Origin of the sequence: Salmonella sp. 32031103-2018-00083-FB-01-SM-01, assembly GCF_017571995.1 — a bacterium.
Classification (GTDB): Bacteria; Pseudomonadota; Gammaproteobacteria; order Enterobacterales; family Enterobacteriaceae; genus Salmonella; species Salmonella enterica.
Genome location: NZ_JAGEQL010000005.1, coordinates 294,946 through 317,851, shown reverse-complemented (window position 1 = coordinate 317,851; position 22,906 = coordinate 294,946). Strand labels below are relative to the sequence as shown.

Sequence of the window (22,906 nt, the reverse complement as noted above, 5' to 3'; positions counted from 1 at the left end):
TGCACATAGGGGATTTATGCACGATTTGCGTGCAATCCTCAAGACAGGAATGGTGAAAGAGCGTTACAGCAGCGGCGAATCGCGTCGCCGCCGCAGGGTTTTTACGGTTTTTCCGGCGGGAGAATCAGGTTCAACACGATAGCCGTGATGCCGCCAGCGGCAATTCCGGATGAGAGCAGATTTTTCACCCATTCCGGCGCGAACTGCAGGATCTGCGGCTGTTGCGAGACGCCAAGACCCACGGCCAGCGACAGGGCGATAATCAGAATCGCGCGGCGGTTCAGCGGCTCACGCGAGACAATACGCACCCCGGAGGCGGCAATGGTGCCGAACATCACTAACGTGGCGCCGCCGAGCACCGGTTCCGGGATATGCTGCACAAAACCGCTTACCGCCGGGAACAGGCCGAGCACAATCAGCATCAGCGCGACGACAAATCCCACATAGCGACTGGCGACGCCGGTCAACTGAATTACGCCGTTGTTCTGACCGAAACAGGAATTCGGGAACGTATTAAATACCGCTGAAACAAATGAGTTCAGGCCGTTAGCCAGTACGCCGCCCTTTAGCCGTTTCATGTACAAGGGGCCGGATACCGGCTGCTCGGAGACATCAGAGGTGGCGGTGATGTCGCCGATGGTCTCCAGCGACGTAATCATAAAGACCAGCATCAACGGCAGTAACAGGTTCCAGTCAATGCCCAGACCATAATACAGCGGGGTCGGCACCATCAGGATGTCCTGTGAGACCGGCGCGTTATTCTCAGGTAACATGCCCATAAACCAGGCCAAAAGATAGCCAGCCGCCATAGCAATAACCAAAGAAGCCACGCGCAGGTAGGGATTACGCTGCCGATTCAGCAGGATAATAATGGCCAGGACGACGCCGGCCAGCAGCAGGTTTTTCGGTGCGCCAAAGGTGTTGTCGCTCATGGCGGCATAGCCGCCGCCGATGGAGGTTAGCCCCACCTGAATCAGCGACAGGCCAATAATCATCACCACGACGCCGGAGACTAACGGCGTGATAATCCGGCGCGCCAGATGTAGAATGCGAGAAAGCACCATCTCGGTGCAGCTTGCCAGCATCAGCGTGCCGAACAGCGCCGCCATCATCGTCGGGACGTCCGCGCCGCCGGTTTTCAGCGCGGTACCGCCCATAATCAGTGGAGCGACAAAGTTAAAACTGGTTCCCTGGATGGATAACAGCCCCGATCCTACCGGCCCCCACGCTTTAATTTGAATAATAGAGGCTACGCCGGAGGCGAACAGCGACATGCTGATAATGTGCTGCGTATCCTGCGCCGGTAAACCCAACGCCTGGCAGATTAATAGCGCTGGCGTGATTACCGCGACAAACATGGCCAGCAGATGCTGACAAGCGGCAAAAAGGGTTTGAGGGAGCGGCGGGCGATCTTCAAGGCGGTAAATTAATTCGCTGTTTTGCGTCTGCGCAACCGGTTGCGCATCTGCCGGCTCGATGGCGTTAACGGACATCAGGGACATTCTCGTGGTGGAAAAGCGGTGATTTTATCTGACCAGGTGGTAAAAGCAAACGATTGCGAGCGAATATTCTTAATATTTAAAAAAGATAAATGCACCTTTTTATATAACTTTTTGCCTTTTTCTGCTTAAAATCCATGCCGAAGACTCGCAAAGAGCTAAAAAACTGACTCAGGAAATGATTTGTGCGCACATGTCACAGCGCACTACAGGAGCTTTAAATGTTTGAACTCGATACCTTATCGACCCTTGTCGCCGCCACGCTGGTGCTGCTACTGGGTCGCAAGCTGGTCCAGTCTGTCTCCTTACTGAAGAAATATACGATTCCGGAACCGGTGGCGGGGGGGTTACTGGTCGCGGTTGCGCTGCTGGTGCTGAAAAAAAGCGTCGGTTGGGAGGTCAACTTTGATATGACCCTGCGCGATCCGTTGATGCTGGCGTTTTTCGCGACGATCGGCCTTAACGCTAACCTTGCCAGCCTGCGCAAGGGGGGACGCGTTGTTGGCGTCTTCCTGGTAGTCGTGGTCGGATTACTGCTGATGCAGAATGCCATCGGTATCGGCATGGCGAGTCTGTTGGGGCTGGACCCGTTAATGGGGCTGATTGCCGGGTCAATTACGCTGTCCGGCGGACACGGTACCGGCGCGGCGTGGAGTAAACTGTTTGTCGAACGTTATGGTTTTGCCAATGCCACCGAAGTTGCGATGGCATGTGCAACCTTTGGCCTGGTGCTGGGCGGGTTGATTGGCGGCCCGGTAGCGCGTTATCTGGTGAAACACTCCACCACGCCGGATGGAATGCCTGATGATCAGGCCGTGCCGACAGCCTTTGAAAAGCCGGATGTGGGCCGTATGATCACCTCTCTGGTGCTAATCGAAACTATCGCCCTGATTGCTATCTGTCTGACCGTGGGCAAGATCGTAGCGCAGCTACTGGCGGGAACGGTGCTTGAACTGCCGGTCTTCGTTTGTGTGCTATTTGTTGGGGTGATCCTCAGCAATGGCCTGGCGCTGGTGGGTTTTTATCGCGTATTTGAGCGTGCTGTTTCGGTGCTGGGGAACGTGAGTTTGTCACTGTTCCTGGCAATGGCGCTGATGAGCCTGAAGCTGTGGGAACTGGCGTCGCTGGCGCTGCCGATGCTGGCGATTCTGGTGGTACAGACCATCTTCATGGCGCTGTACGCGATCTTCGTCACCTGGCGCATGATGGGGAAAAACTACGATGCAGCGGTGTTGGCGGCGGGTCACTGCGGTTTTGGCCTGGGCGCAACGCCGACCGCCATTGCTAATATGCAGGCGATTACCGACCGTTTTGGCCCCTCGCATATGGCGTTCCTGGTGGTGCCGATGGTCGGCGCGTTCTTTATCGATATCGTCAATGCGTTGGTAATCAAGCTGTACCTGCTGTTACCGATTTTCGCGCAATAATAGTTTGTACGGCGGCATTAAAGCCGCCGTGCTCACTAGGCGTTGGAATAACGTTCGGTTTCCGGCATCCAGCGCTCAATCAGCGCTTGTGCCTGCTGCGGATAACGTTCGTGAATATGACGGGCAATACGCTGAACTTCGGGGATCATGCCTTGATCGCGCAGCAAATCAGCTACTTTAAATTCGGCGTTACCCGTCTGGCGCGTGCCCAGTAATTCCCCCGGGCCGCGAATCTCTAAATCTTTTTGCGCAATCACAAAGCCGTCATTGCTGTCGCGCAATACCTGTAAACGCTTCTGCGCCGTTTTCGACAACGGCGATTTATAGAGCAGCACGCAGTGCGATGCGACCGCGCCACGGCCAACGCGCCCTCTGAGCTGGTGCAGCTGCGCCAGGCCCAGTCGCTCCGGGTTTTCAATAATCATCAGGCTGGCGTTAGGAACATCGACCCCCACCTCAATCACCGTAGTGGCGACCAGCAAATGCAGTTCACCCTGCTTAAAGGCCTGCATCACCGCCTGTTTTTCGGCGGGCTTCATGCGGCCGTGTACCAGGCCGATATTCAACTCCGGTAACGCCAGCTTGAGTTCCTCCCAGGTGGCTTCCGCCGCCTGCGCTTCCAGCAGGTCGGACTCTTCAATCAGCGTACAGACCCAGTAGGCCTGACGGCCTTCGGTTGTGCAGGCATTGCGCACACGATCAATGATTTCATGGCGACGGGTATCCGGAATCGCAACGGTAGTGACAGGGGTACGGCCCGGCGGTAGCTCGTCAATCACCGAGGTATCGAGATCGGCGTAGGCAGTCATCGCCAGGGTGCGCGGAATAGGCGTTGCGGTCATAATCAACTGATGCGGATGAAAGCCCTGCTGCTGGCCTTTTTCCCACAATGCCAGACGCTGGTGGACGCCAAAGCGGTGCTGCTCATCGATAATGACCAGCGCCAGCCCGTTGAACTGCACCTGTTCCTGAAAGATAGCGTGGGTGCCGACAATCATCTGCACCTGACCGCTGGCAATAGCCTCTTGCTGCGCCTGACGCGCTTTACCTTTTTGCTTACCCGCCAGCCAACCCACTTCAACGCCCAACGGTTCGAACCAGTTGCGGAAATTATTTGCGTGCTGTTCGGCGAGCAGTTCGGTCGGCGCCATCAACGCGACCTGCTTACCGTGGGCAATAGCGCGCAAGGCGGCAAGCGCTGCAACCAACGTTTTCCCTGAGCCGACGTCGCCCTGAACCAGACGCATCATCGGCACATCGAGCGCCATATCGTGTTCGATCTCTGCCACCACCCGCGCCTGCGCGCTGGTGGGTTTAAACGGCAACGACGCCAGCAGATTGTCTTTCAATATGTTGTTGGTACTTAGTGGCTGAGCGTGATAGCGCTGCGCGCCTGCGCGAAGCGCCAGCATACTGAGATTATGCGCCAGTAGCTCTTCAAGAATAAGCCGCCGCTGCGCCGGGTGTTTGCCGGTTTCTAAATCGGCGAGCTGGAGCGTCGGCGGCGGGCGATGCAAGGTACGTAGCGCCTCCGGCAGGCTCATCATACCCTGCGCCAGTTCCGGCGGCAGTAGTTCGGCAATGGCGCAGGTGTCGAGCAACTCCAGCGCCTGATCGGTAAGCTTGCGCAGTGTCGCTTGCTTCACGCCCTCGGTGGTCGGATAGACGGGGGTGAGCGTTTCCTGAAGTTCCGGCGTGCTGAGATCGCCCTGCAGGCGATATTCCGGATGGATCATCTCTGCGCCATACTTGCCGCGCTTCGCTTCCCCGTAGGCCAGCACACGTCGCCCCGTCGCCAGGCTGTTTTTCATCGCCGCGTTAAAATTGAAAAAGCGCATGGTAAGAATGCCGGAACCGTCGCTAATCTGGCAGGTCATCATCCGACGACCGCCGAAAGTGATATTGCAGTTCAGCACTTCACCTTCAACGGTGGCGTAGATGCCAGGCAGCAGTTCGCCAATGGGGTAGAGATGGGTACGGTCTTCGTAACGCAGAGGAAGATGTAATAGCAAATCCTGGACGGTATGCAGGCCAATTTTCGCCAGTTTACTGCTTTGCGCTGCGCCGACACCTGTCAGGGAATTGAGCGGAACAGCGTCTAACAAGCGGCCTGACATGGTGATTACCCTGCCGCCTGCATCGTCGCCCACCAGTCAGCATCGGCGTCGATTTCGCCCTGCTGATTGACGCGAGGATAAGGCAGACCTTTACGTTTAGCGACTTTCGCCAGCACCGGATAACCGCCCTCAAACAGCAGGCGCTGCTGTTCATCTTCCGGCAACATGCTATTTTCACGCAGATACATGCCCGCGTTCTGACGCTGACGCTGGGCTTCATAAAGAATGAGCGCGGAGGCGACGGAAACGTTCAGCGACTGTACCATGCCGATCATCGGAATGATGATATCCCGATCCGCCAGGGCTAATGCTTCCTGAGTAATACCGGTTTTCTCCTGACCCATCAGAATACAGGTCGGGCGCGTGTAATCAATCTCGCGAAAGTCTACGGCCTTATCAGAAAGATGGGTTGCCAGAATCTGCATTCCCCGTCCTTTCAAATGGGCTACCGCATCGCCAATGGTACGGTGAGTTTTCACCTGTACCCAACTGTTGCTGCCCGCCGCCGCGGAAGCCATGGTGCGCATCCGGCTACCAGGCCAGATGGCATGGACTTCATGGACACCAACGGCATCTGCGGTACGAATGATTGCAGAAACGTTATGAGGTTTGTGGACTTGCTCCATGCAGACCGTGAGATCAGGCTGACGCCTGGCGAGCATTTCGCATATACGCGCATAACGTTTTGGATTCATAGCGCTAGTTTCGGTTACGGGTGACTTTAATAACGTCTGGCATCACGCGGATTTTGCGCATGATATTCGCCAGATGTACGCGATCGCGTGCGGTAAGGCGAATAAAGGTACTATAGACGCGACCATCTTTCTCTTCAGTATTCAGGCTTTGAATATTGGAGGTGGTGGTATTAATCGCCGCCGTCAGGTTAGCCAGCGCGCCCTGATGGTTAAACATTTCCACCTTGATTTCGGTAATGAATTCCTGCTCCGTCTCTTTGTCCCATTCGACCGCCATAAATTTCTCTGGCTCTTTCTGGTATCCACGGATATTACGGCAGGATTCATGGTGGATCACCAGTCCTTTACCTGGGCTGACGTGAGCGATGATCGGGTCGCCTGGGATCGGACGACAACACTTCGCAAAGGTGATAAGCACGCCATCCGCGCCTTTAATCGGCAGGTGGCCGTGATTCGATTGCGCAACGGTCGGCACCACGGCTTCGCCTTGCTGCAGATTTTTCGCGACCACTACGCTCATCGCGTTGCCGAGACCGATCTCCGCCAGCAGATCGTCAAGCGTTGCCAGCTTCATACGATCCAGTTCGCGCTGAATATTTTCCTGCGGAATTTCCGCCAGCTTACGGCTACCGCCTAAAGCATGGTTAAGCAGACGACGGCCCAGGCTTACGGAGTCATCACGTTTGAGGTTTTTCAGCAACTGACGAATTTTAGCGCGCGCTTTAGAGCTGACGACAAAGTTCAGCCAGGCGGCGTTAGGACGTGCGCCCGGCGCGGTAATAATTTCGACGGTCTGACCGCTGCTAAGCGGCTGCGACAGCGGATAAGGCTGGCGGTCGACACGCGCGCCGACGCAGGCGTGGCCGATGTCGGTATGCACTGCATAGGCAAAATCCACCGGCGTAGCGCCAGCGGGCAGTTCGACAATGCGTCCTTCCGGGGTGAAAACGTAAATCTCATCCGGGAAGAGATCGGATTTTACGCTTTCGATAAATTCAAACGAACTACCGGCGCTCTGTTGTAGCTCCAGCAGGCTCTGCATCCAGCGCTGGGCGCGGATCTGCGCCGTGGTGCTGGTCTCACCGTGTTCTTTATACGCCCAGTGCGCCGCGACCCCCATTTCCGCCATCTGATCCATATCTTCGGTACGGATCTGGACTTCAACAGGAACGCCGTGCGGGCCGATCATCGAGGTGTGCAAAGACTGATAGCCGTTCGCTTTGGGAATGGCAATATAGTCTTTTACCCGTCCCGGACGCGGCTTATAGAGACTGTGCATCTGGCCGAGTACGCGATAGCAGGTATCGGAGTCATGAACGATCACGCGGAAAGCGTAAATATCCATGATCGAGTGAAAACGCTGCTCTTTGAGCACCATTTTGCAGTAGATCGAGTAAAGATGTTTTTCGCGACCGCTAACGCGACACGGAATTCCCGCCTCTTGCAAACGTCCTTCGATTTCAGAGAGGATTTTTTGGATCATCTCTTTACGGTTGCCGCGCGCCGCTTTTACCACTTCTTTAATGACGCGATAACGGTTGGGATACAGCGCTTCAAAACCCAGCTCTTCAAGCTCGGTCTTGATGTGATGGATACCTAAACGGTGTGCCAGCGGGCTGTAAATTTCGAGGGTTTCACGGGCGATGCGGCGACGTTTGTCCGGGCGTAACGAGCCCAGCGTGCGCATGTTATGGGTACGGTCAGCAAGCTTAATGAGGATGACGCGGATATCCTGCACCATCGCCATAATCATTTTGCGAAAGTTTTCGGCCTGCGCCTCTTTCTTATCGCGGAACTTGAGCTTATCAAGTTTCGACACCCCCTCTACCAGCTCGGCAACGCTTTTACCGAAAAGCTGTTCCATGTCCTGATAGGTGGCGGGGGTATCTTCAATCACGTCATGCAGCAGAGCGGCCATCAGCGTTTCGTAGTCGAGTTTCATCTCGGCCAGAATACAGGCCACCGCTACCGGGTGCGTGATATAGGGTTCACCGCTTGAACGTGTCTGGCCCTCGTGAGCGTCACGTGCAACGAGATACGCCTGCCGAAGACGCTTAATCTGGTCTTCCGGCAGGTAGTTTTGAATCAGTTGATTCAGGCTTTCAAACAGATACAAGGGCGACCCGCTTTGTGATTAACGACGACCTTCAGCAATAGCGGTAACGGCTTGTAATTCAGCGGCTTCCTGCTCTTGCTGTTCCTGGCGCTCGCGGACGTCGAGGATCTGGTTGTTAATCAGACCTTCTTCGATTTCGCGCAGCGCGATAACGGTAGTTTTATCGTTTTCTTCCGGTACCAGCGGATCCTTTCCGCCTACCTGCATCTGACGAGCGCGACGCGCGGCGACCAGTACCAGGTCAAAACGGTTACCAATTTTCTCTACAGCGTCCTGAACAGTTACGCGTGCCATACTTAAAATGCTCCACAGGTGAAGAAATGACTGGGCATGATACTGAAAGTGGGTTCAGTCTGCCAACAATTTGCTGATTAAAGCGTCATGACGCTGCTTTTGGCGGCTCATACGCAGACGTTCAGCGCGAATGATGGTTTTCAAGTCGCTTAACGCGGTATCAAAGTCGTCATTCACAATAAGATAATCATATTCGGCGTAATGGCTCATTTCTGCAACCGCTTGCGCCATTCGTTTGGCAATGACTTCTTCGCTATCTTGCCCGCGACCGCGTAAACGGCGATCCAATTCGATCTTTGACGGAGGCAAAATAAAAATGCTGCGTGCTTGCGGCATCTTTTCGCGAATTTGCTGGGCGCCCTGCCAGTCGATATCCAGAAAAACATCAACGCCGGTTGCCAGCACTTGCTCAATGGTTTCGCGCGAAGTGCCGTAGTAATTGCCAAACACTTCCGCGTGCTCCAGAAACGCCTCCCTGCCAATCATGGTTTTAAACTCATCATGATTTACAAAGAAATAGTGCTCACCGTGCACTTCACCCGGACGCGGCGCGCGCGTGGTATGTGAAACGGAAACCTGAGTGTCATACAACGGTTGGGTTTTTAATAAAGCCTGAATCAGGCTGGATTTACCCGCGCCACTGGGGGCAGAAACAATATAAAGCGTACCTTGAGCCATGAGTATCTTACGTCTGTGATTATCGAAATAGAGCCTTGATACGGGCTTATTATACACATCGCCGTTATGCGACGTAGTCTTTGTCACACTTTTTGCGCCAGATTATTGCATTTTGCGTCCCTTTTTCCGCTTTTATCGCGTCGTTGCAGCAACCCACCAAAAAATCTGGAAAGCGGCTCGGATGATGCATTTTTACCTGTCGGTTTTTATTCACTAAAGCGCTATACCTGCCGGGCAATGTGCGCAGGAGGTCGTGATGAGATTATGGAAAAGTATGGCGTGGGGAATTTTATTGTGGCATTCGCAGAGTGGGGCGCTTTGCCCGGCCTGGCCGCCAGCAAGGGCCGCTGAAGAAATCGCCCGTTTACAGCAACAGCTCGCTGACTGGAATGACATTTACTGGAAACAAGGCGTTAGCGCGGTTGACGATAGTGTGTACGACCAACTCAGCGCAAGGCTGGTTCAGTGGCAACGCTGTGTTGGTCAGGATGTTTCATCTACTCCGGTTTCACCGCCGTTAAACGGTACAACAATGCATCCTGTTGCGCATACGGGCGTACGTAAACTCGCGGACCGGCAGGCGGTAGAACAGTGGATGCGCGGGCGCAGCGAGCTTTGGGTACAACCAAAAGTGGATGGCGTAGCGGTAACGCTGGTTTATCAAAACGGTAAACTGGCCAGGGCTATCAGCCGAGGTAACGGACTACAAGGCGAGGACTGGACGCCAAAAATTCGCCTGATCCCCTCTATACCGCAGACAATACAAGGCGCGCTTGCTAACGCGGTGTTGCAGGGCGAAATCTTTCTACAGCGCGAGGGGCATATCCAGCAACGGATGGGCGGGATGAATGCGCGCTCGAAAGTCGCAGGAATGTTAATGCGCCAGGATAACGCCTCCGCGCTAAATTCGTTGGGTATTTTTATTTGGGCGTGGCCGGACGGTCCGGCAAATATGCCCGAAAGATTAAGCCAACTTGCTAAGGCTGGATTCAGTCTGACGAAGAAATATACCCTGGCGGTAAAAGATGCCAGCGAGGTCGAGCGGGCGCGCCAGTCATGGCTGACGTCAGCGTTGCCCTTTGTGACGGATGGCGTAGTGATACGCATGGCTAAAGAGCCCGCGGCACAATACTGGCGACCCGGGCAGGGCGACTGGCTGGCAGCATGGAAATATCCGCCAGTAGCGCAGGTCGCGCAAGTGAGCGCTATTCAGTTCTCGGTGGGGAAAAGCGGCAAAATTACCGTAGTAGCGTCGCTTGTCCCCGTTATATTGGATGATAAGCGGGTTCAGCGGGTCAATATCGGTTCTGTGAAACGTTGGGAAACGTGGGATATCGCGCCGGGCGATCAGATCCTGGTGAGTTTGGCTGGGCAAGGCATTCCCCGGCTTGATGAGGTCGTCTGGCGGAGTCGTGAGCGGAGTAAGCCTGTACCGCCTGATAGCCATTTCAACTCGCTGACTTGCTTTTACGCGTCGGCAACGTGTCAGGAACAGTTTATCTCCAGACTGGTATGGTTGGGGTCACGGTCGGCGTTGGGTCTGGACGGAATGGGCGAAGCCAGCTGGCGGGCCTTGCATCAGACGCATCGCTTTGAGCATATCTTCTCCTGGCTTGCCCTGACGTCAGCGCAAATAGCCAACACGCCAGGCTTTGCTAAAGGAAAAAGCGAGCAGATATGGCGGCAATTTAACCTGGCGCGCCGGCAGTCGTTTACCCGCTGGATCATGGCGATGGATATCCCCTTAACGCAGGCCGCATTACAGGCCAGCGGCGATCGTTCATGGGAGCAGTTATTAATGCGAACAGAGCAACACTGGCGGCAGTTGCCAGCGACGGGCGAGCGCCGTGCCGGGAGAGTTATCGACTGGCGGGATAATCCGCAGATCAAAGCGCTGAGCAGATGGCTGTCTGCTCAGCATATTCCCGGATTTGGGTCTTAGTGTCCTTCATGGCGGTAATAAAATACCGGCAGGCCAAGTTTAAGACGTAGCGCTAATAACCTTGCTGTAAAGCCAAACAGTAACGTAGAGATAACGACGACATCCGGATTCATGACGTAATGTTGTAGCGCAATATAGAGCACCGCCGAGGCGAACGAAATGCCGGCATATAGCTCTTTTTGAAACACCAGTGGAATGCGTTTGCAGAACATATCGCGGAGCACGCCGCCAAAGACGCCGGTAGTGACGGCGGCTACCACGGCGATAATTGGCCCTTCGCCCATATCAAGGGCTATCTGAGCGCCAATAATAGAGAAAACCACCAACCCCAGCGCGTCAAGTACCAGGAAAAGCTTGCGTAAATAGGGCATGACGGGGGCAACAATGGTGGTCAATACAGCGGCAGTCGCCACAATAATGACATATTCGGGATGCTTCACCCAACCCAGCGGATAGTGACCGAGCAGAATGTCGCGAACCGAGCCTCCACCAATGGCGGTGGCGGTAGCAATAATAATTACACCGAATGTATCCATGCGACGACGACCCGCAGCGAGTGCGCCCGTCATGGCCTCGGCAGTAATGCCAATTAAATAAAGAACGTGCAACAGCATGATTTCCCCCTAATTTACTGGGGGCGAAGATTAACGATTTGTGCGCTGTATCACGATTGAGATTTTCTAAGGCATTACACGATTAATAAATTTTAGTAATGATTTTAAATTTATGATTAATAATTATTTATTATAAATATCAATAAATTGAACGTCATTTTTGTGGTTTATTGTATGCGAGGTTTTTCTGTTTTGACTTAGATAAATTACCTGAACGGCGCCCTGGACGCGCCGCCGGTGAGTCATTTCATTATGGCTGCTGTGCGGTAAGTTGTGTGATGAAGCGCTGACGTGAGCGTTCCACATACTGTTGCAAGCCATTGGAATCAAAGAATGCCTGTGTATCGCCGTTGCGAAGTTGCTGTCGTTTCTCCAGTAGCCCGAAGCGGTCACCTTTGTTGGCAATAAAGATATCAACATGCTGGGCGGCCAGTGTCTTAAAGCTACTCTGAATATCAGTAACCAGGTCAGGGTAGTTTTTGTTGTTAATCAGCAGATAGTCGGGCGTGGCGAGACTATCTGCGTAAATTAGCGTCTTGCCGTTGCGGAGCGTTACGCGCCAGGAGGTTGAGCCGGGCAGATGTCCGGGCGTGAATAGTGCTGTCACGGTTATCCCTCCGAGGCTGATGCTTTCCTGGTTGTGGATAATTTTATCAGTGGTGACGGGCGGGAAGGGGAGCGCATCGCCAAGCGCAAAATCCTCTCGTCCACCCCTCGCCATCTGATCGGCGTTGGGTTGGCTGGCGACCAATTGTGCGCCGCTCCACGCTTTCAAACGTGCCATGCCCCCCGCTTGATCCAGCCGCGCATGGCTGTTCAATAGATAGCGTATGTCTGTGAGGCGGAATCCTGCCGCTTCAATATTCGCTTTAATTTGCGGTGCGCTTTCATCCAACCCCGCATCAATAAGAATATGCCCTGCCGGAGTGGTCAGCAGAATAGAAGAGAGATTTTCCGTGCCGACATACCACACGCCTTCTGTGATTTGAAACGGCTTTATAGGCTTAGCCCACGCTTTAAACAGTGATAACGGAGGCGCGGGTGATAACGGTTGTGAAGGATCTAATGCCGCCATGGCAGGAAGTGCTGATGTTGAAAATATACATACAAAGAATAATGCATAGCGATTCATAATGTTCTCCTGATTGAAGCGCCCGCAGTATACCTGGCAGTAATTTAGCCAGGTTCAATAAGAGAGACGTTTAATGAACTTGCTGCAAATGGATATGAACCTGTTAAAAGTACTGTATGTGCTGCTGGAGACGAGCTCTACGGGGAAAACGGCGCAAAAGCTGGCTTTGTCGCCTTCTGCGGTAAGTCATGCGTTAATGAGATTGCGCGATGTGCTAAACGACCCGTTGTTTCGACGGGAAGGGAACCGCCAGATTCCTACGCCTTATGCGCAGGCGCTGCGTGACAAATTGGCGCCTGTGTTTGTTTCGCTTAATGAGGAGCTGTTTGGCGATAAAGAGAACGGCTCCCGTTGTTTCCGGGTGGTACTTCCTCCCGCATTGAACGCGCTGCTTACGCCCGTTCTCGCAGAGAAAGGTCATCTTCATCAGGCGGTGATCGAGTGCCTTCCTTTTGCCCGCCGACCCTGGCGTGATGAACTGTTGGATAGCTCGGTTGATTTGGTGCTGGCAATTGGCGACCATCAAAAGCAGGTCAGCGCTCTGCATTACGAGCGGGTGGGGACTACGCGTTTGATTGCGGTTTATGGCGCGCCATTGCGTTCACGTCTGGAGAATGCCGCAGAGTTGAATTTTGCTGATCTACAGCATTATCAGCACATTTACTGTTTGCCGTGGACAAAAGAGAACAACGAACTGGACAGGCAGCAGGCTCGTGCCGGGTTTGAACGTCCGCTGGCGTTTGTTTGTCATGATTACAGTCAACTTGCGCCTGCTGTCCAGTCGGCGCCGCTAATGGCGATTGTACCGCGCCCCTGGTATGAAAATTTATCCGATAAGCGCGGTCTTTTTGTCCTGCCGCTTGCCGGGGAGCAGGCGGAAGGCGCTATTTTTATGCAGTATCGGGCTTCAACGGTAGAGTGGAAGCGGCGCCTTATCGACGCTATTCGCCGGAAATTAAAAACGTACTACCGATAAACGCGAGAGCCCGCATAAGGCGGGCTCTGTGACATATTGAGCGCCAGAATTATTCAATATTCTGGATTTGCTCGCGCATTTGCTCGATCAACACTTTTAATTCAATAGCGGAGTTAGTTACATCAGCGTTGATGGATTTGGAGGCCAGGGTGTTCGACTCACGGTTAAATTCTTGCATCATGAAGTCCAGACGGCGACCTACCGCCTCTTTTTTCTTCAGAATGTTGTAAGTCTCTTTGACGTGCGCTTCCAGACGATCCAGCTCTTCCGCCACATCAATGCGCTGCGCCATCATCACCAGCTCTTGCTCCAGACGGTTGTTTTCCAACTGAACCTGAGCATCTTCCAGCTTCGCGACCAGACGTTCACGCTGCCATTGCAGGATTTCCGGCATATGCGCGCGGACTTTCGCTACTTCGGCGCTGACGCCCTCCAGCCGTTGTTCAATCAGCGCTTTCAGCGCCTGGCCTTCCGTTTCGCGCGCGATGATAAAGTCATCCAGCGTACCGTCCAGCGCGGCTAGAATTTCTGCGGCAATCGCGTCCAGATCCTGCTCTTGCGCTGCCATGACACCTGGCCAGCGCAAAATATCAACCGGATTGATTTCCCCTTCGTCGCTCTGCATTTTGACCCAGTTTGCGGCGCTAACTAATTGTTTCGCGAGCTTTTCATTCAGAATAAGCTCGCCTTGCGCGCTGGCATCGGGTTCAAAACGCAGCATACATTCGACTTTGCCACGCGTCAGGCGTGTACGAATGCGTTCGCGCACGACGGGTTCAAGACTACGGAACTGTTCCGGCAGACGAAAGTAAGTTTCCAGATAACGCTGGTTTACCGAGCGCATTTCCCAGGTCGCGCTACCCCATTCACCCTTGATTTCACGCCGGGCGTAGGCGGTCATACTGCGGATCATAGATGTTCCCGTTTTTAAAGGAGAGATGAGGGGATTATAGCTATCCAGGCCTTGTCAGGATAGGAATAACCATCGGAAGTCCGTATAATGCGCAGCCACATTCGTTTTAAGCCGGAGATCTCAATATGCGTCCAGCAGGCCGTAGCGCTAATCAGGTGCGTCCCGTAACCCTGACCCGTAACTATACAAAACACGCTGAAGGCTCGGTACTGGTCGAATTTGGAGATACCAAAGTGTTGTGCACCGCCTCCATTGAAGAAGGCGTCCCACGTTTTCTGAAAGGACAAGGACAGGGGTGGATCACCGCAGAGTATGGCATGTTGCCTCGCGCTACCCATACCCGTAATGCGCGTGAAGCAGCAAAGGGTAAGCAGGGCGGTCGTACTATGGAAATTCAGCGTTTGATCGCGCGTGCGCTGCGTGCGGCGGTCGATCTGAAAACGCTCGGCGAATTTACCATTACGCTGGACTGCGATGTAATCCAGGCCGATGGCGGTACGCGTACAGCGTCTATTACCGGTGCCTGCGTGGCGTTGGCGGATGCGCTGAATAAATTGGTTGCCAACGGTAAGCTGAAAACCAACCCGATGAAAGGCATGGTGGCGGCGGTTTCCGTAGGCATCGTTAACGGCGAAGCGATCTGCGATCTGGAATATGTTGAAGATTCCGCCGCAGAAACCGACATGAACGTCGTGATGACTGAAGACGGCCGCATTATTGAAGTACAGGGTACCGCGGAAGGCGAGCCGTTCAGCCATGAAGAACTTCTCACTTTGTTGGCGCTGGCCCGAGGGGGAATTGAATCCATTGTGGCGACGCAGAAGGCGGCGTTAGAAAATTGATTTTAAGGCGACTGAAAAGTCGCCTTTTTTTTGTCCGTAAATTTCGTAAATGATGAAAGTAAGAAAAGGAGCGAATCCATGAAACCGTATCAGCGCCAGTTTATTGAGTTTGCGCTTAACAAGCAGGTACTAAAGTTTGGCGAGTTTACGCTGAAATCCGGGCGCAAAAGCCCCTATTTCTTCAACGCCGGGCTGTTTAATACCGGGCGCGACCTGGCGTTGTTAGGCCGTTTTTATGCCGAAGCGCTGGTGGATTCCGGTATTGAATTTGATCTGCTGTTTGGCCCCGCATACAAAGGTATTCCGATCGCGACGACGACGGCGGTTGCGCTGGCGGAACATCACGATAAAGACCTGCCGTACTGCTTTAACCGCAAAGAGGCAAAAGATCATGGCGAAGGCGGGAGTCTGGTGGGCAGCGCGCTACAGGGCCGCGTGATGCTGGTGGATGACGTGATTACCGCAGGTACGGCGATTCGAGAGTCGATGGAGATTATTCAGGCGCACGGGGCTACACTGGCTGGCGTACTGATTTCGCTGGATCGTCAGGAACGTGGCCGCGGCGAGATTTCCGCGATTCAGGAAGTGGAGCGCGACTATGGTTGTAAGGTTATCTCCATCATTACGCTGAAAGACCTGATTGCCTATCTGGAAGAAAAACCTGATATGGCTGAGCATCTGGCGGCTGTGCGAGCATACCGGGAAGAATTTGGCGTGTAAGCGAATTGCCCGGTGGCGCTTTACCGGGCCTATGTTTCTGTCGCCTGGATAAGGCGTGAGCCACTATCCAGTCAGCGTTACTGTAGCTGAGCGGCAATGAGCGGCCAGCGGGCGTCGAAATCGTCCGTTGGGCGGTATTTAAATTCGCTACGCACGAACCGTGAAAGCATACCTTCACAGAAGGCTAACAGTTGGCTTGCCAGCAGATTTTCATCCGTCGTGTAGCCTTCGCCTTCACGCATTCTTTTTTCTCGTAGCACCTGGCGGAGCTGCGCTTCGATGCGTTCAAAAAGCTGATTAATGCGCCCCTGCAGGCGATCCTGTTCAAACATCAGCGCGTGCCCGGTAAGAATGCGCGTCAGGCCAGGGTTGCGTTCGCCAAAACCCAGAATCAGCAACACAATCAGGCGCAAACGCGTGCTGGTGTTTTTTTCATCTTTTAAAATCAGATTGATACGGGTAATCAGACTATCTTCGATAAACTCAATCAGGCTATCGAACATGCGGGTCTTGCTGGGAAAATGGCGGTATAGCGCCGCTTCGGAAACGCCGACCGAGGCCGCCAGTTTTGCCGTCGTGATGCGTTGGCTTCCATCGCTGGATTCAAGCATCAGCGCCAGTGACTGAAGTATTTCTTCGCGACGATTCCTTTTCGCAGTTTGTTTTTCTGCCATGTTACAAAATACCCCTGAAAATAAGCACTTGCCAGGCGAGCACCCACGCTATAACCGCAAACTCAGCGCTTGCGGCAGTATTATGACGTTATGGGGATGCGTAAAATTTACTTACGGCCAGAATGACCGAAGCCGCCCTCGCCACGTTCGGTGGCGTCAAATGCTTCCACCAGATTAAATTCGGCCTGAACGACCGGAACAAACACCATTTGCGCGATACGTTCGCCCGGTTCAATGGTAAAACTGTCCTGACCACGGTTCCAGATCGAAACCATCAGCTGCCCCTGATAATCGGAATCAATCAGCCCGACCAGGTTACCCAGCACGATACCATGTTTATGGCCCAGGCCCGAACGCGGCAACATGACTGCCGCCAGTGATGGATCGGCGATATGAATGGCCAGTCCGGTAGGCACCAACGTTGTTGCGCCAGGCGCCAGTTCTACGGCGTCGTCGAGACAGGCGCGCAGGTCAAGCCCGGCAGAACCAGAAGTAGCATAAGTCGGCAGCGGAAACTGCTGACCAACACGCGGGTCCAGAATCTTAACGTCGATTTTTTTCATCATAACGGGTCACGATCTCGTCGAGTAATAATTGGCCCAGGAGTTCTTTTCGCTCAAGCGGTAAGACTTTATCTCCATCCTGCCAGAAAAGGTGTAAAGCGTTTTTATCGCTATTAAATCCCTGATTTAAAAGAGAAACATCATTTGCACAAATCAGGTCAAGGTTCTTACGGATACGTTTTTGCCGGGCGTATTCTTCCACATTATTCGTTTCCGCGGCAAACCCAACAACGTAGGGTCGATTGTCACTGAGTGCGGCCACCCCGGCGACAACGTCCGGGTTTTTGACCATTTTTATTAGTAATTCATCACCTTGCGCCGCCTGTTTTTTGATTTTTTCACTGGCGATAGTCTCTGCGCGATAGTCAGCCACGGCGGCGCAGCTAATGAAAATGTGCTGCTGTTGAACGGCGGCCTGAACAGCGGCTTCCATGTCCAGCGCGGTTATGACATCAACCCGTTTTACAAAAGGCGGCGTTGGTAACGAAACGGGACCGGAGACCAGCGTGACATTTGCGCCGCGACGCGCTGCGGCCGCCGCAATAGCGAAGCCCATTTTACCTGAGCTGTGGTTGGAAATATAACGCACAGGGTCGAGCGGTTCGCGCGTCGGGCCTGCCGTAATCATGATATTAAGATGTCGCAGATCGTTGACGGCAGCGAAATGCGCGGCGGCCTTATCAACGATAACTAATGGGTCCAGCATTCGGCCTGGGCCTACATCGCCGCACGCCTGACTGCCGCTATCCGGCCCCCAAATGAACAGGCCGCGAGAGGCGAGCACCTCCAGATTATGTTGCGTGGCAGCAGCGCGGTACATCTGTTGGTTCATGGCCGGAAGAACGGCCACCGGGGCTGGCGTCGCCAGGCAGATGGTGGAGACTAAATCATTAGCCATACCCGATGCTACACGGGCGATCAGGTCGGCGGTCGCGGGGGCAAGAATCACCAGGTCGGCCCATTTCCCCAACTCGATATGCCCCATCGCGGCTTCAGCGGCAGGGTCAAGCAGACTGTCGGATACGGGATAGCCCGACACTGCCTGTAAGCTCAGGGGGGTAATAAAGGCTTTTGCCGCCTCGGTCATTGCCACGCGCACGTCAGCGCCGCGCTCACGTAAACGGCGCACCAGCTCCGGCGTTTTATACGCAGCGATACCGCCGCTAATGCCGAGAACAATTTTTTTACCGGCCAGGCTCATCATGTCTTTCCTGTTGGGTGACTTTGAAAGGCGGCTATTTTATCACAATCTCTACGGCGTCGTGTCGTTGCCTGCGCTCCACTTTGCGAGGCGCTACGCAAGAACAAAATCGGGGCGTCGATCTCTCCCAAAGGCTATGCCACTATGCCGCTTCCTTAAAAAAGGAGGTGCGCGTATGGATACGTTGGACGAATTATTACCGCGTGAAAAAATGCTCAGATCCGGCATTGCTTCCCTCAGCGACGTGGAGCTGCTGGCGCTTTTTTTACGTACCGGCACGCCGGGAAAAGATGTTATGACGTTGGCAAAAGAGATATTGCAGCACTTTGGGTCACTGTATGGCCTGCTGTCGGCGGACTTTGCGCAGTTTCGCGGCGTAAACGGCATCGGCCTGGCGAAATTCGCGCAGTTGAAAGGCATTGCTGAGCTGGCAAGGCGCTATTACAGCGTGCGCATGAATGAGGAAAGTGCGTTGCTGAGTCCGGAAATGACGCGGGAATTTCTGCAAAGCCAACTGACGGGTGAAGAGCGTGAGATCTTTCTGGTGATCTTCCTCGATGCCCAGCACCGGGTGCTTCAGCACAGCCGCCTGTTTTCCGGCACGCTTAACCACGTAGAGGTGCATCCGCGTGAGATTGTTCGGGAAGCGATTAAACTCAATGCTTCAGCGGTCATTCTGGCGCATAACCACCCTTCAGGCTGCGCAGAGCCAAGTAAAGCAGATAAACTTATCACTGAGCGCGTGATAAAGTGTTGCCAGTTTATGGATATCCGGGTGCTCGATCACCTGATAATTGGGCGCGGAGAGTACGTTTCTTTTGCCGAACGCGGCTGGATTTAAGATTCTTTGCGCGATCCATCGGGATCTTTGTCTGTTCGGGACTTGAGCATATCGCCGGGTCAGCGTATACTACGCCACCTTTGAGAATCTCGGGTTTGGCATTTGGGCCTGGCAATCGAGAGTTCAATAGAACTGCGCGATGACCAGGCTGTAAAGCCTGACGAGGCGCCGATACCCCATACGAAGCTCGAGCTAATTTGATTTTTGGAGAATAGACATGTCCCGAGTCTGCCAAGTTACTGGCAAGCGTCCGGTGACCGGTAACAACCGTTCCCACGCACTGAACGCGACTAAACGCCGTTTCCTGCCTAACCTGCACTCTCACCGTTTCTGGGTTGAGAGCGAGAAGCGTTTTGTCACCCTGCGTGTATCTGCTAAAGGTATGCGTATCATCGATAAAAAAGGCATCGAAACAGTTCTGTCTGAACTGCGTGCCCGTGGCGAAAAGTACTAAGTACTAAGAGGAAATAAGTCATGGCTAAAGGTATTCGTGAGAAAATCAAGCTGGTTTCTTCTGCTGGTACTGGTCACTTCTATACCACTACGAAGAACAAACGTACTAAACCGGAAAAACTGGAACTGAAAAAATTCGATCCAGTTGTCCGTCAGCACGTGATCTACAAAGAAGCGAAAATCAAATAATTCTCGCTTTGATGTAATAAAAACCTCGCTTCGGCGGGGTTTTTTGTTTTCTGGCCGTCCCCATATTAATGAGACCTGCCACACAGCCGGAGACGTTATGCCTGAATTACCCGAAGTTGAAACCAGCCGCCGGGGTATTGAACCCCATTTAGTTGGCGCTACTATCCTGCACGCCCATATCCGTAACGGCCGTCTGCGCTGGCCGGTTTCAGATGAAATTTATCGTCTGAGTGATACTCCCGTCCTTAGCGTTCAGCGTCGTGCTAAATATTTACTGCTGGAGCTGCCTGACGGCTGGATAATTATTCACCTGGGGATGTCGGGAAGCTTGCGGATACTGTCGGAAGCGCTGCCGGCGGAAAAGCACGACCATGTCGATTTGGTGATGAGCAACGGCAAAATTCTACGTTATACCGATCCTCGCCGCTTTGGCGCCTGGTTATGGACCAAAGAGCTGGAAGGGCATAACGTACTGGCGCATCTGGGACCGGAGCCGCTAAGCGATGAGTTTAATGGCGAATATTTGCAGCAGAAATGCGCGAAGAAGAAGACGGCGATTAAACCCTGGCTGATGGATAACAAGCTGGTGGTCGGCGTGGGGAATATCTACGCCAGCGAGTCGCTGTTTGCCGCTGGTATTCACCCTGACCGCCTGGCGTCGTCACTCTCGACAGAGGAGTGCGATCTGCTGGCACGGGTGATTAAAGCCGTTTTGCTGCGCTCTATTGAACAAGGCGGGACAACGCTGAAGGATTTTCTGCAAAGCGATGGGAAACCGGGCTATTTTGCGCAGGAGTTGCAGGTGTACGGGCGCAAAGGCGAGCCGTGTCGGGTATGCGGTACGCCGATAGTCGCAACGAAACACGCACAGCGTGCGACGTTCTATTGCCGTCACTGTCAGAAGTAAAATGCCAGGCCCGGCAAGGAAGGAAATTTATTTCAACTTATCCATTAGCGCCTGATGCACATTGTCCGGCAGAAAGTGGGTCACATCGCCCTGATGGCGCGCCACTTCTTTGACCAGCGACGATGAAATAAACGACCACTCTTTGGACGGCATCAGGAAAACGCTTTCCAGTTGCGGCATCAGATGGCGATTCATATGCGCCAACTGCATTTCATATTCAAAATCCGCCACCGCGCGCAGACCACGAATCAGGATATTCGCCTGTCTGTCGCGGGCGAAATTGGCCATCAGGTCGCTAAAGCCCACCACCTCTACGTTACCCAGGTGTGCGGTCGCTTTTTGCGCCAGCGCCACACGTTCGTCCAGGGTGAACATGGGTTTCTTACCGGGGCTGGCGGCGATGGCCAGAATGACATGGTCGAACATCTGCGTTGCGCGCGTCACAATATCGAGATGACCGTTAGTAATCGGATCAAACGTGCCTGGATAAATCGCCCGTTTTTGCATGACAGTCCTCAATGCGTTTTCGGTGGCAGATAAGGTTCCAGCAGTTGCAGCAGACGCTGGAGCGCGCCCTGATTTTGATACAGCACTTCAACTGCGTGACGTCCGTAGAAATTACGATAATCAGCGTCGGTCAGTAAAGAGGAAACTTCTTTTGCCAGCGTAGCCGCATCGGTAATCGTGATAAGTCCGCTCGCCTGATCCAGACGGGCGCAAATATCTTTAAAGTTAAAGGTATGCGGACCCATCAGTACCGGAATCGCATGAGCGGCGGCCTCCAGCGGGTTATGACCGCCGCGTTCAACCAGCGAACCACCAACAAAGGCGAGATCGGCAATGCCATAGAGCAACATTAATTCGCCCATAGTATCGCCTACCACGACCTGGGTGCTGGCGGACGGCACTTCGCCCGAAGAGCGAGTGATGTAGCTTAACCCTGCCTGACGCACAAGATTGATAGCATCCGGGAAACGCTCCGGATGGCGGGGCACCAGAATCAGTAATAAATTCGGGAATTGATGTAATAACGCTTGGTGAGCGGCGATAACGATACTCTCTTCGCCATCGTGGGTGCTGGTGGCAATCCAGACCGGACGGTGCGGCGCCCACTGGCGGCGTAGCGTAACGGCTTTAGCCGCCAGCTGCGGCGTAACTGAAATATCAAATTTCAGACTGCCGGTGACCGTGACCTGATTGTTCTTCGCGCCCAATGCCACAAAGCGTTCGCCATCTTCTTCGTTTTGCGCGGCAATCAGGGTGATACGGCGCAGGAGCGTACGGACAAACTTGCCAAGCTTCGCATAACCCGCGGCGGAGCGGGCGGAAAGCCGCGCATTAGCGATAACCAGCGGAATATGACGTTTGTGCAGCGCAGCAATCAGATTTGGCCAGAGCTCAGTCTCCATGATCAATACCAGCTTAGGATCAATCTCATTGAGGAAACGATTGAGCGCATCGGGCAAATCATAAGGCAAGTAAACGTGCTGAACATCGTTGCCAAAGGCGGACTGGACGCGCTCCGAGCCGGTCGGCGTCATGGTCGTTACGGTAATAGGCAGATCGGGATAGCGATGACGTAGAGCGCGGACCAATGGGATGGCCGCCAGAGTTTCGCCCACCGAGACGGAATGCAGCATGATTCCGCCCGGTTTCAACGGACGGCGGTAGAATCCGTAGCGTTCACCCCAACGTTTACGATAGGCCGGCGCTTTACGTCCACGCACCCAAAGCCGTATCCAGATCAGAGGCTGAATAAGGTAGAGAAGAGCGGTGTAAAGCAATTCGAGCATAGTAAATAGCTGACTTATGGATGTGCTGGGGATTCTATGTATTTAGCCTGGGCTTTACCATTACTTTTCCCATTTTTGCGCCAAATTGGCTCAGAAGCGAGGATTCCAGGCGCTGAACCCCATTATTTTTGCATTTTTACGCAATCCATTGAAATTTGCCGCCCTTGTCGCCCCAGACAATGGGAATGACCATTCACAAGAGAGGGATAAATTAATATCTCTTTGAATTTATGATTAAAAAAATGATTGTGTATAAAAATTATTCGTATCGGATTGCTGCGAAAGAAGTGTTACACTAGCGCATCTAAAATGAGTGCGGT

Annotated in this window: 23 protein-coding genes; 9 read left to right on the top strand and 14 right to left on the bottom strand. The window is 53.6% G+C overall.

Going from position 1 to position 22,906, the window contains the following annotated elements:
- Positions 1-101: 101 nt before the first annotated feature.
- Positions 102-1,493 carry a xanthine/proton symporter XanP gene (gene xanP / locus J4614_RS16450; protein ID WP_000115428.1) on the bottom strand — a complete coding sequence of 464 codons (1,392 nt, stop codon included), beginning with the start codon at positions 1,491-1,493 and terminating at the stop codon, positions 102-104.
- Positions 1,494-1,720: 227 nt separating this feature from the next.
- Between xanP and gltS the strand changes: the two genes are divergently transcribed.
- Positions 1,721-2,926 carry a sodium/glutamate symporter gene (gene gltS / locus J4614_RS16445; protein WP_000462249.1) on the top strand — a complete coding sequence of 402 codons (1,206 nt, stop codon included), beginning with the start codon at positions 1,721-1,723 and terminating at the stop codon, positions 2,924-2,926.
- A gap of 35 nt (positions 2,927-2,961) precedes the next feature.
- On the opposite strand, the gene recG is transcribed toward gltS, so the two are convergent.
- The 5 genes from recG to gmk are packed head-to-tail and all read right to left on the bottom strand — an operon-like array spanning position 2,962 to position 8,826.
- Positions 2,962-5,043, bottom strand: a complete 2,082-nt coding sequence (gene recG, locus J4614_RS16440; RefSeq protein WP_001646750.1) for an ATP-dependent DNA helicase RecG — start codon at positions 5,041-5,043, stop codon at positions 2,962-2,964.
- A gap of 5 nt (positions 5,044-5,048) precedes the next feature.
- The gene (trmH, locus tag J4614_RS16435; RefSeq protein ID WP_001068433.1) at positions 5,049-5,738 is read right to left on the bottom strand and encodes a tRNA (guanosine(18)-2'-O)-methyltransferase TrmH; all 690 of its coding nucleotides are present in this window, start codon (positions 5,736-5,738) and stop codon (positions 5,049-5,051) included.
- Positions 5,739-5,742: 4 nt separating this feature from the next.
- Entirely contained in the window at positions 5,743-7,854 is a 2,112-nt protein-coding gene (spoT, locus tag J4614_RS16430) for a bifunctional GTP diphosphokinase/guanosine-3',5'-bis pyrophosphate 3'-pyrophosphohydrolase (protein WP_000280467.1), read from the bottom strand.
- Between the two features lie 18 nt (positions 7,855-7,872).
- Entirely contained in the window at positions 7,873-8,148 is a 276-nt protein-coding gene (gene rpoZ, locus J4614_RS16425; protein WP_000135058.1) for a DNA-directed RNA polymerase subunit omega, read from the bottom strand.
- Positions 8,149-8,202: 54 nt separating this feature from the next.
- Positions 8,203-8,826, bottom strand: coding sequence for a guanylate kinase (gene gmk, locus J4614_RS16420; RefSeq protein WP_000046966.1), 624 nt, complete (start codon positions 8,824-8,826; stop codon positions 8,203-8,205).
- Between the two features lie 256 nt (positions 8,827-9,082).
- Between gmk and ligB the strand changes: the two genes are divergently transcribed.
- Positions 9,083-10,768 carry an NAD-dependent DNA ligase LigB gene (ligB, locus tag J4614_RS16415; protein ID WP_208293246.1) on the top strand — a complete coding sequence of 562 codons (1,686 nt, stop codon included), beginning with the start codon at positions 9,083-9,085 and terminating at the stop codon, positions 10,766-10,768.
- On the opposite strand, the gene J4614_RS16410 is transcribed toward ligB, so the two are convergent.
- Together J4614_RS16410 and J4614_RS16405 are read right to left on the bottom strand one after the other, a co-directional pair.
- Positions 10,765-11,382: a trimeric intracellular cation channel family protein gene (locus tag J4614_RS16410; RefSeq protein WP_000924334.1), complete on the bottom strand. Its 618-nt coding sequence runs from the start codon at positions 11,380-11,382 to the stop codon at positions 10,765-10,767. The genes ligB and J4614_RS16410 overlap by 4 nt on opposite strands.
- 250 nt (positions 11,383-11,632) lie before the next feature.
- Positions 11,633-12,514, bottom strand: a complete 882-nt coding sequence (locus J4614_RS16405) for an HARLDQ motif MBL-fold protein (RefSeq protein WP_001631316.1) — start codon at positions 12,512-12,514, stop codon at positions 11,633-11,635.
- A gap of 73 nt (positions 12,515-12,587) precedes the next feature.
- Here J4614_RS16405 and J4614_RS16400 point away from each other — a divergent pair, with 73 nt between their 5' ends.
- A complete protein-coding gene (locus tag J4614_RS16400) occupies positions 12,588-13,490 on the top strand; it encodes a LysR family transcriptional regulator (protein ID WP_023213958.1) in 903 nt (300 codons plus the stop codon).
- Positions 13,491-13,539: 49 nt separating this feature from the next.
- Here J4614_RS16400 and J4614_RS16395 read toward each other — a convergent pair whose 3' ends face one another.
- Complete coding sequence (locus tag J4614_RS16395; protein WP_000621347.1) at positions 13,540-14,403, bottom strand: YicC/YloC family endoribonuclease; 864 nt, start codon at positions 14,401-14,403, stop codon at positions 13,540-13,542.
- A 125-nt stretch (positions 14,404-14,528) separates the two neighbouring features.
- Between J4614_RS16395 and rph the strand changes: the two genes are divergently transcribed.
- Together rph and pyrE are read left to right on the top strand one after the other, a co-directional pair.
- On the top strand, positions 14,529-15,245 hold the full coding sequence (rph, locus tag J4614_RS16390) for a ribonuclease PH (protein ID WP_001247078.1): 717 nt from the start codon (positions 14,529-14,531) through the stop codon (positions 15,243-15,245).
- 78 nt (positions 15,246-15,323) lie between these two features.
- Positions 15,324-15,965 carry an orotate phosphoribosyltransferase gene (gene pyrE, locus J4614_RS16385; RefSeq protein ID WP_000806167.1) on the top strand — a complete coding sequence of 214 codons (642 nt, stop codon included), beginning with the start codon at positions 15,324-15,326 and terminating at the stop codon, positions 15,963-15,965.
- A 77-nt stretch (positions 15,966-16,042) separates the two neighbouring features.
- Here pyrE and slmA read toward each other — a convergent pair whose 3' ends face one another.
- The 3 genes from slmA to coaBC all read right to left on the bottom strand — a co-directional run bounded on the left by slmA (position 16,043) and on the right by coaBC (position 18,403).
- The gene (gene slmA, locus J4614_RS16380; RefSeq protein ID WP_000818607.1) at positions 16,043-16,639 is read right to left on the bottom strand and encodes a nucleoid occlusion factor SlmA; all 597 of its coding nucleotides are present in this window, start codon (positions 16,637-16,639) and stop codon (positions 16,043-16,045) included.
- A gap of 107 nt (positions 16,640-16,746) precedes the next feature.
- Positions 16,747-17,205, bottom strand: coding sequence for a dUTP diphosphatase (gene dut / locus J4614_RS16375; RefSeq protein WP_000976078.1), 459 nt, complete (start codon positions 17,203-17,205; stop codon positions 16,747-16,749).
- Positions 17,183-18,403 (bottom strand): bifunctional phosphopantothenoylcysteine decarboxylase/phosphopantothenate--cysteine ligase CoaBC, encoded by a 1,221-nt coding sequence (gene coaBC / locus J4614_RS16370; RefSeq protein ID WP_023207694.1) that lies wholly within the window; start codon positions 18,401-18,403, stop codon positions 17,183-17,185. The genes dut and coaBC overlap by 23 nt, the downstream gene beginning before the upstream one ends.
- 175 nt (positions 18,404-18,578) lie before the next feature.
- Here coaBC and radC point away from each other — a divergent pair, with 175 nt between their 5' ends.
- From radC to mutM, 4 genes are all read left to right on the top strand, one after another.
- Positions 18,579-19,244, top strand: coding sequence for a DNA repair protein RadC (gene radC, locus J4614_RS16365; RefSeq protein ID WP_000380129.1), 666 nt, complete (start codon positions 18,579-18,581; stop codon positions 19,242-19,244).
- A 217-nt stretch (positions 19,245-19,461) separates the two neighbouring features.
- Complete coding sequence (rpmB, locus tag J4614_RS16360; protein WP_001519051.1) at positions 19,462-19,698, top strand: 50S ribosomal protein L28; 237 nt, start codon at positions 19,462-19,464, stop codon at positions 19,696-19,698.
- Between the two features lie 20 nt (positions 19,699-19,718).
- On the top strand, positions 19,719-19,886 hold the full coding sequence (gene rpmG, locus J4614_RS16355) for a 50S ribosomal protein L33 (RefSeq protein ID WP_001051798.1): 168 nt from the start codon (positions 19,719-19,721) through the stop codon (positions 19,884-19,886).
- Positions 19,887-19,983: 97 nt separating this feature from the next.
- Positions 19,984-20,793 carry a bifunctional DNA-formamidopyrimidine glycosylase/DNA-(apurinic or apyrimidinic site) lyase gene (mutM, locus tag J4614_RS16350; RefSeq protein ID WP_001114515.1) on the top strand — a complete coding sequence of 270 codons (810 nt, stop codon included), beginning with the start codon at positions 19,984-19,986 and terminating at the stop codon, positions 20,791-20,793.
- A 27-nt stretch (positions 20,794-20,820) separates the two neighbouring features.
- Here mutM and coaD read toward each other — a convergent pair whose 3' ends face one another.
- Entirely contained in the window at positions 20,821-21,300 is a 480-nt protein-coding gene (gene coaD / locus J4614_RS16345; protein WP_001171884.1) for a pantetheine-phosphate adenylyltransferase, read from the bottom strand.
- An 8-nt stretch (positions 21,301-21,308) separates the two neighbouring features.
- Complete coding sequence (waaA, locus tag J4614_RS16340; protein ID WP_000891580.1) at positions 21,309-22,586, bottom strand: lipid IV(A) 3-deoxy-D-manno-octulosonic acid transferase; 1,278 nt, start codon at positions 22,584-22,586, stop codon at positions 21,309-21,311.
- Between the last annotated feature and the right edge of the window lie 320 nt (positions 22,587-22,906).

What these genes read in the sequence shown, in the direction of transcription:
- coaBC (WP_023207694.1), bottom strand. Translation starts at nt 18,403, where the DNA reads ATGAGCCTGGCCGGTAAAAAAATTGTTCTCGGCATTAGCGGCGGTATC.
- rpoZ (WP_000135058.1), bottom strand. Translation starts at nt 8,148, where the DNA reads ATGGCACGCGTAACTGTTCAGGACGCTGTAGAGAAAATTGGTAACCGT.
- rph (WP_001247078.1), top strand. Translation starts at nt 14,529, where the DNA reads ATGCGTCCAGCAGGCCGTAGCGCTAATCAGGTGCGTCCCGTAACCCTG.
- waaA (WP_000891580.1), bottom strand. Translation starts at nt 22,586, where the DNA reads ATGCTCGAATTGCTTTACACCGCTCTTCTCTACCTTATTCAGCCTCTG.
- gltS (WP_000462249.1), top strand. Translation starts at nt 1,721, where the DNA reads ATGTTTGAACTCGATACCTTATCGACCCTTGTCGCCGCCACGCTGGTG.
- slmA (WP_000818607.1), bottom strand. Translation starts at nt 16,639, where the DNA reads ATGGCAGAAAAACAAACTGCGAAAAGGAATCGTCGCGAAGAAATACTT.
- rpmG (WP_001051798.1), top strand. Translation starts at nt 19,719, where the DNA reads ATGGCTAAAGGTATTCGTGAGAAAATCAAGCTGGTTTCTTCTGCTGGT.
- J4614_RS16405 (WP_001631316.1), bottom strand. Translation starts at nt 12,514, where the DNA reads ATGAATCGCTATGCATTATTCTTTGTATGTATATTTTCAACATCAGCA.
- trmH (WP_001068433.1), bottom strand. Translation starts at nt 5,738, where the DNA reads ATGAATCCAAAACGTTATGCGCGTATATGCGAAATGCTCGCCAGGCGT.
- rpmB (WP_001519051.1), top strand. Translation starts at nt 19,462, where the DNA reads ATGTCCCGAGTCTGCCAAGTTACTGGCAAGCGTCCGGTGACCGGTAAC.
- mutM (WP_001114515.1), top strand. Translation starts at nt 19,984, where the DNA reads ATGCCTGAATTACCCGAAGTTGAAACCAGCCGCCGGGGTATTGAACCC.
- J4614_RS16400 (WP_023213958.1), top strand. Translation starts at nt 12,588, where the DNA reads ATGAACTTGCTGCAAATGGATATGAACCTGTTAAAAGTACTGTATGTG.
- pyrE (WP_000806167.1), top strand. Translation starts at nt 15,324, where the DNA reads ATGAAACCGTATCAGCGCCAGTTTATTGAGTTTGCGCTTAACAAGCAG.
- recG (WP_001646750.1), bottom strand. Translation starts at nt 5,043, where the DNA reads ATGTCAGGCCGCTTGTTAGACGCTGTTCCGCTCAATTCCCTGACAGGT.
- gmk (WP_000046966.1), bottom strand. Translation starts at nt 8,826, where the DNA reads ATGGCTCAAGGTACGCTTTATATTGTTTCTGCCCCCAGTGGCGCGGGT.
- J4614_RS16395 (WP_000621347.1), bottom strand. Translation starts at nt 14,403, where the DNA reads ATGATCCGCAGTATGACCGCCTACGCCCGGCGTGAAATCAAGGGTGAA.
- radC (WP_000380129.1), top strand. Translation starts at nt 18,579, where the DNA reads ATGGATACGTTGGACGAATTATTACCGCGTGAAAAAATGCTCAGATCC.
- J4614_RS16410 (WP_000924334.1), bottom strand. Translation starts at nt 11,382, where the DNA reads ATGCTGTTGCACGTTCTTTATTTAATTGGCATTACTGCCGAGGCCATG.
- coaD (WP_001171884.1), bottom strand. Translation starts at nt 21,300, where the DNA reads ATGCAAAAACGGGCGATTTATCCAGGCACGTTTGATCCGATTACTAAC.
- ligB (WP_208293246.1), top strand. Translation starts at nt 9,083, where the DNA reads ATGAGATTATGGAAAAGTATGGCGTGGGGAATTTTATTGTGGCATTCG.
- dut (WP_000976078.1), bottom strand. Translation starts at nt 17,205, where the DNA reads ATGATGAAAAAAATCGACGTTAAGATTCTGGACCCGCGTGTTGGTCAG.
- xanP (WP_000115428.1), bottom strand. Translation starts at nt 1,493, where the DNA reads ATGTCCGTTAACGCCATCGAGCCGGCAGATGCGCAACCGGTTGCGCAG.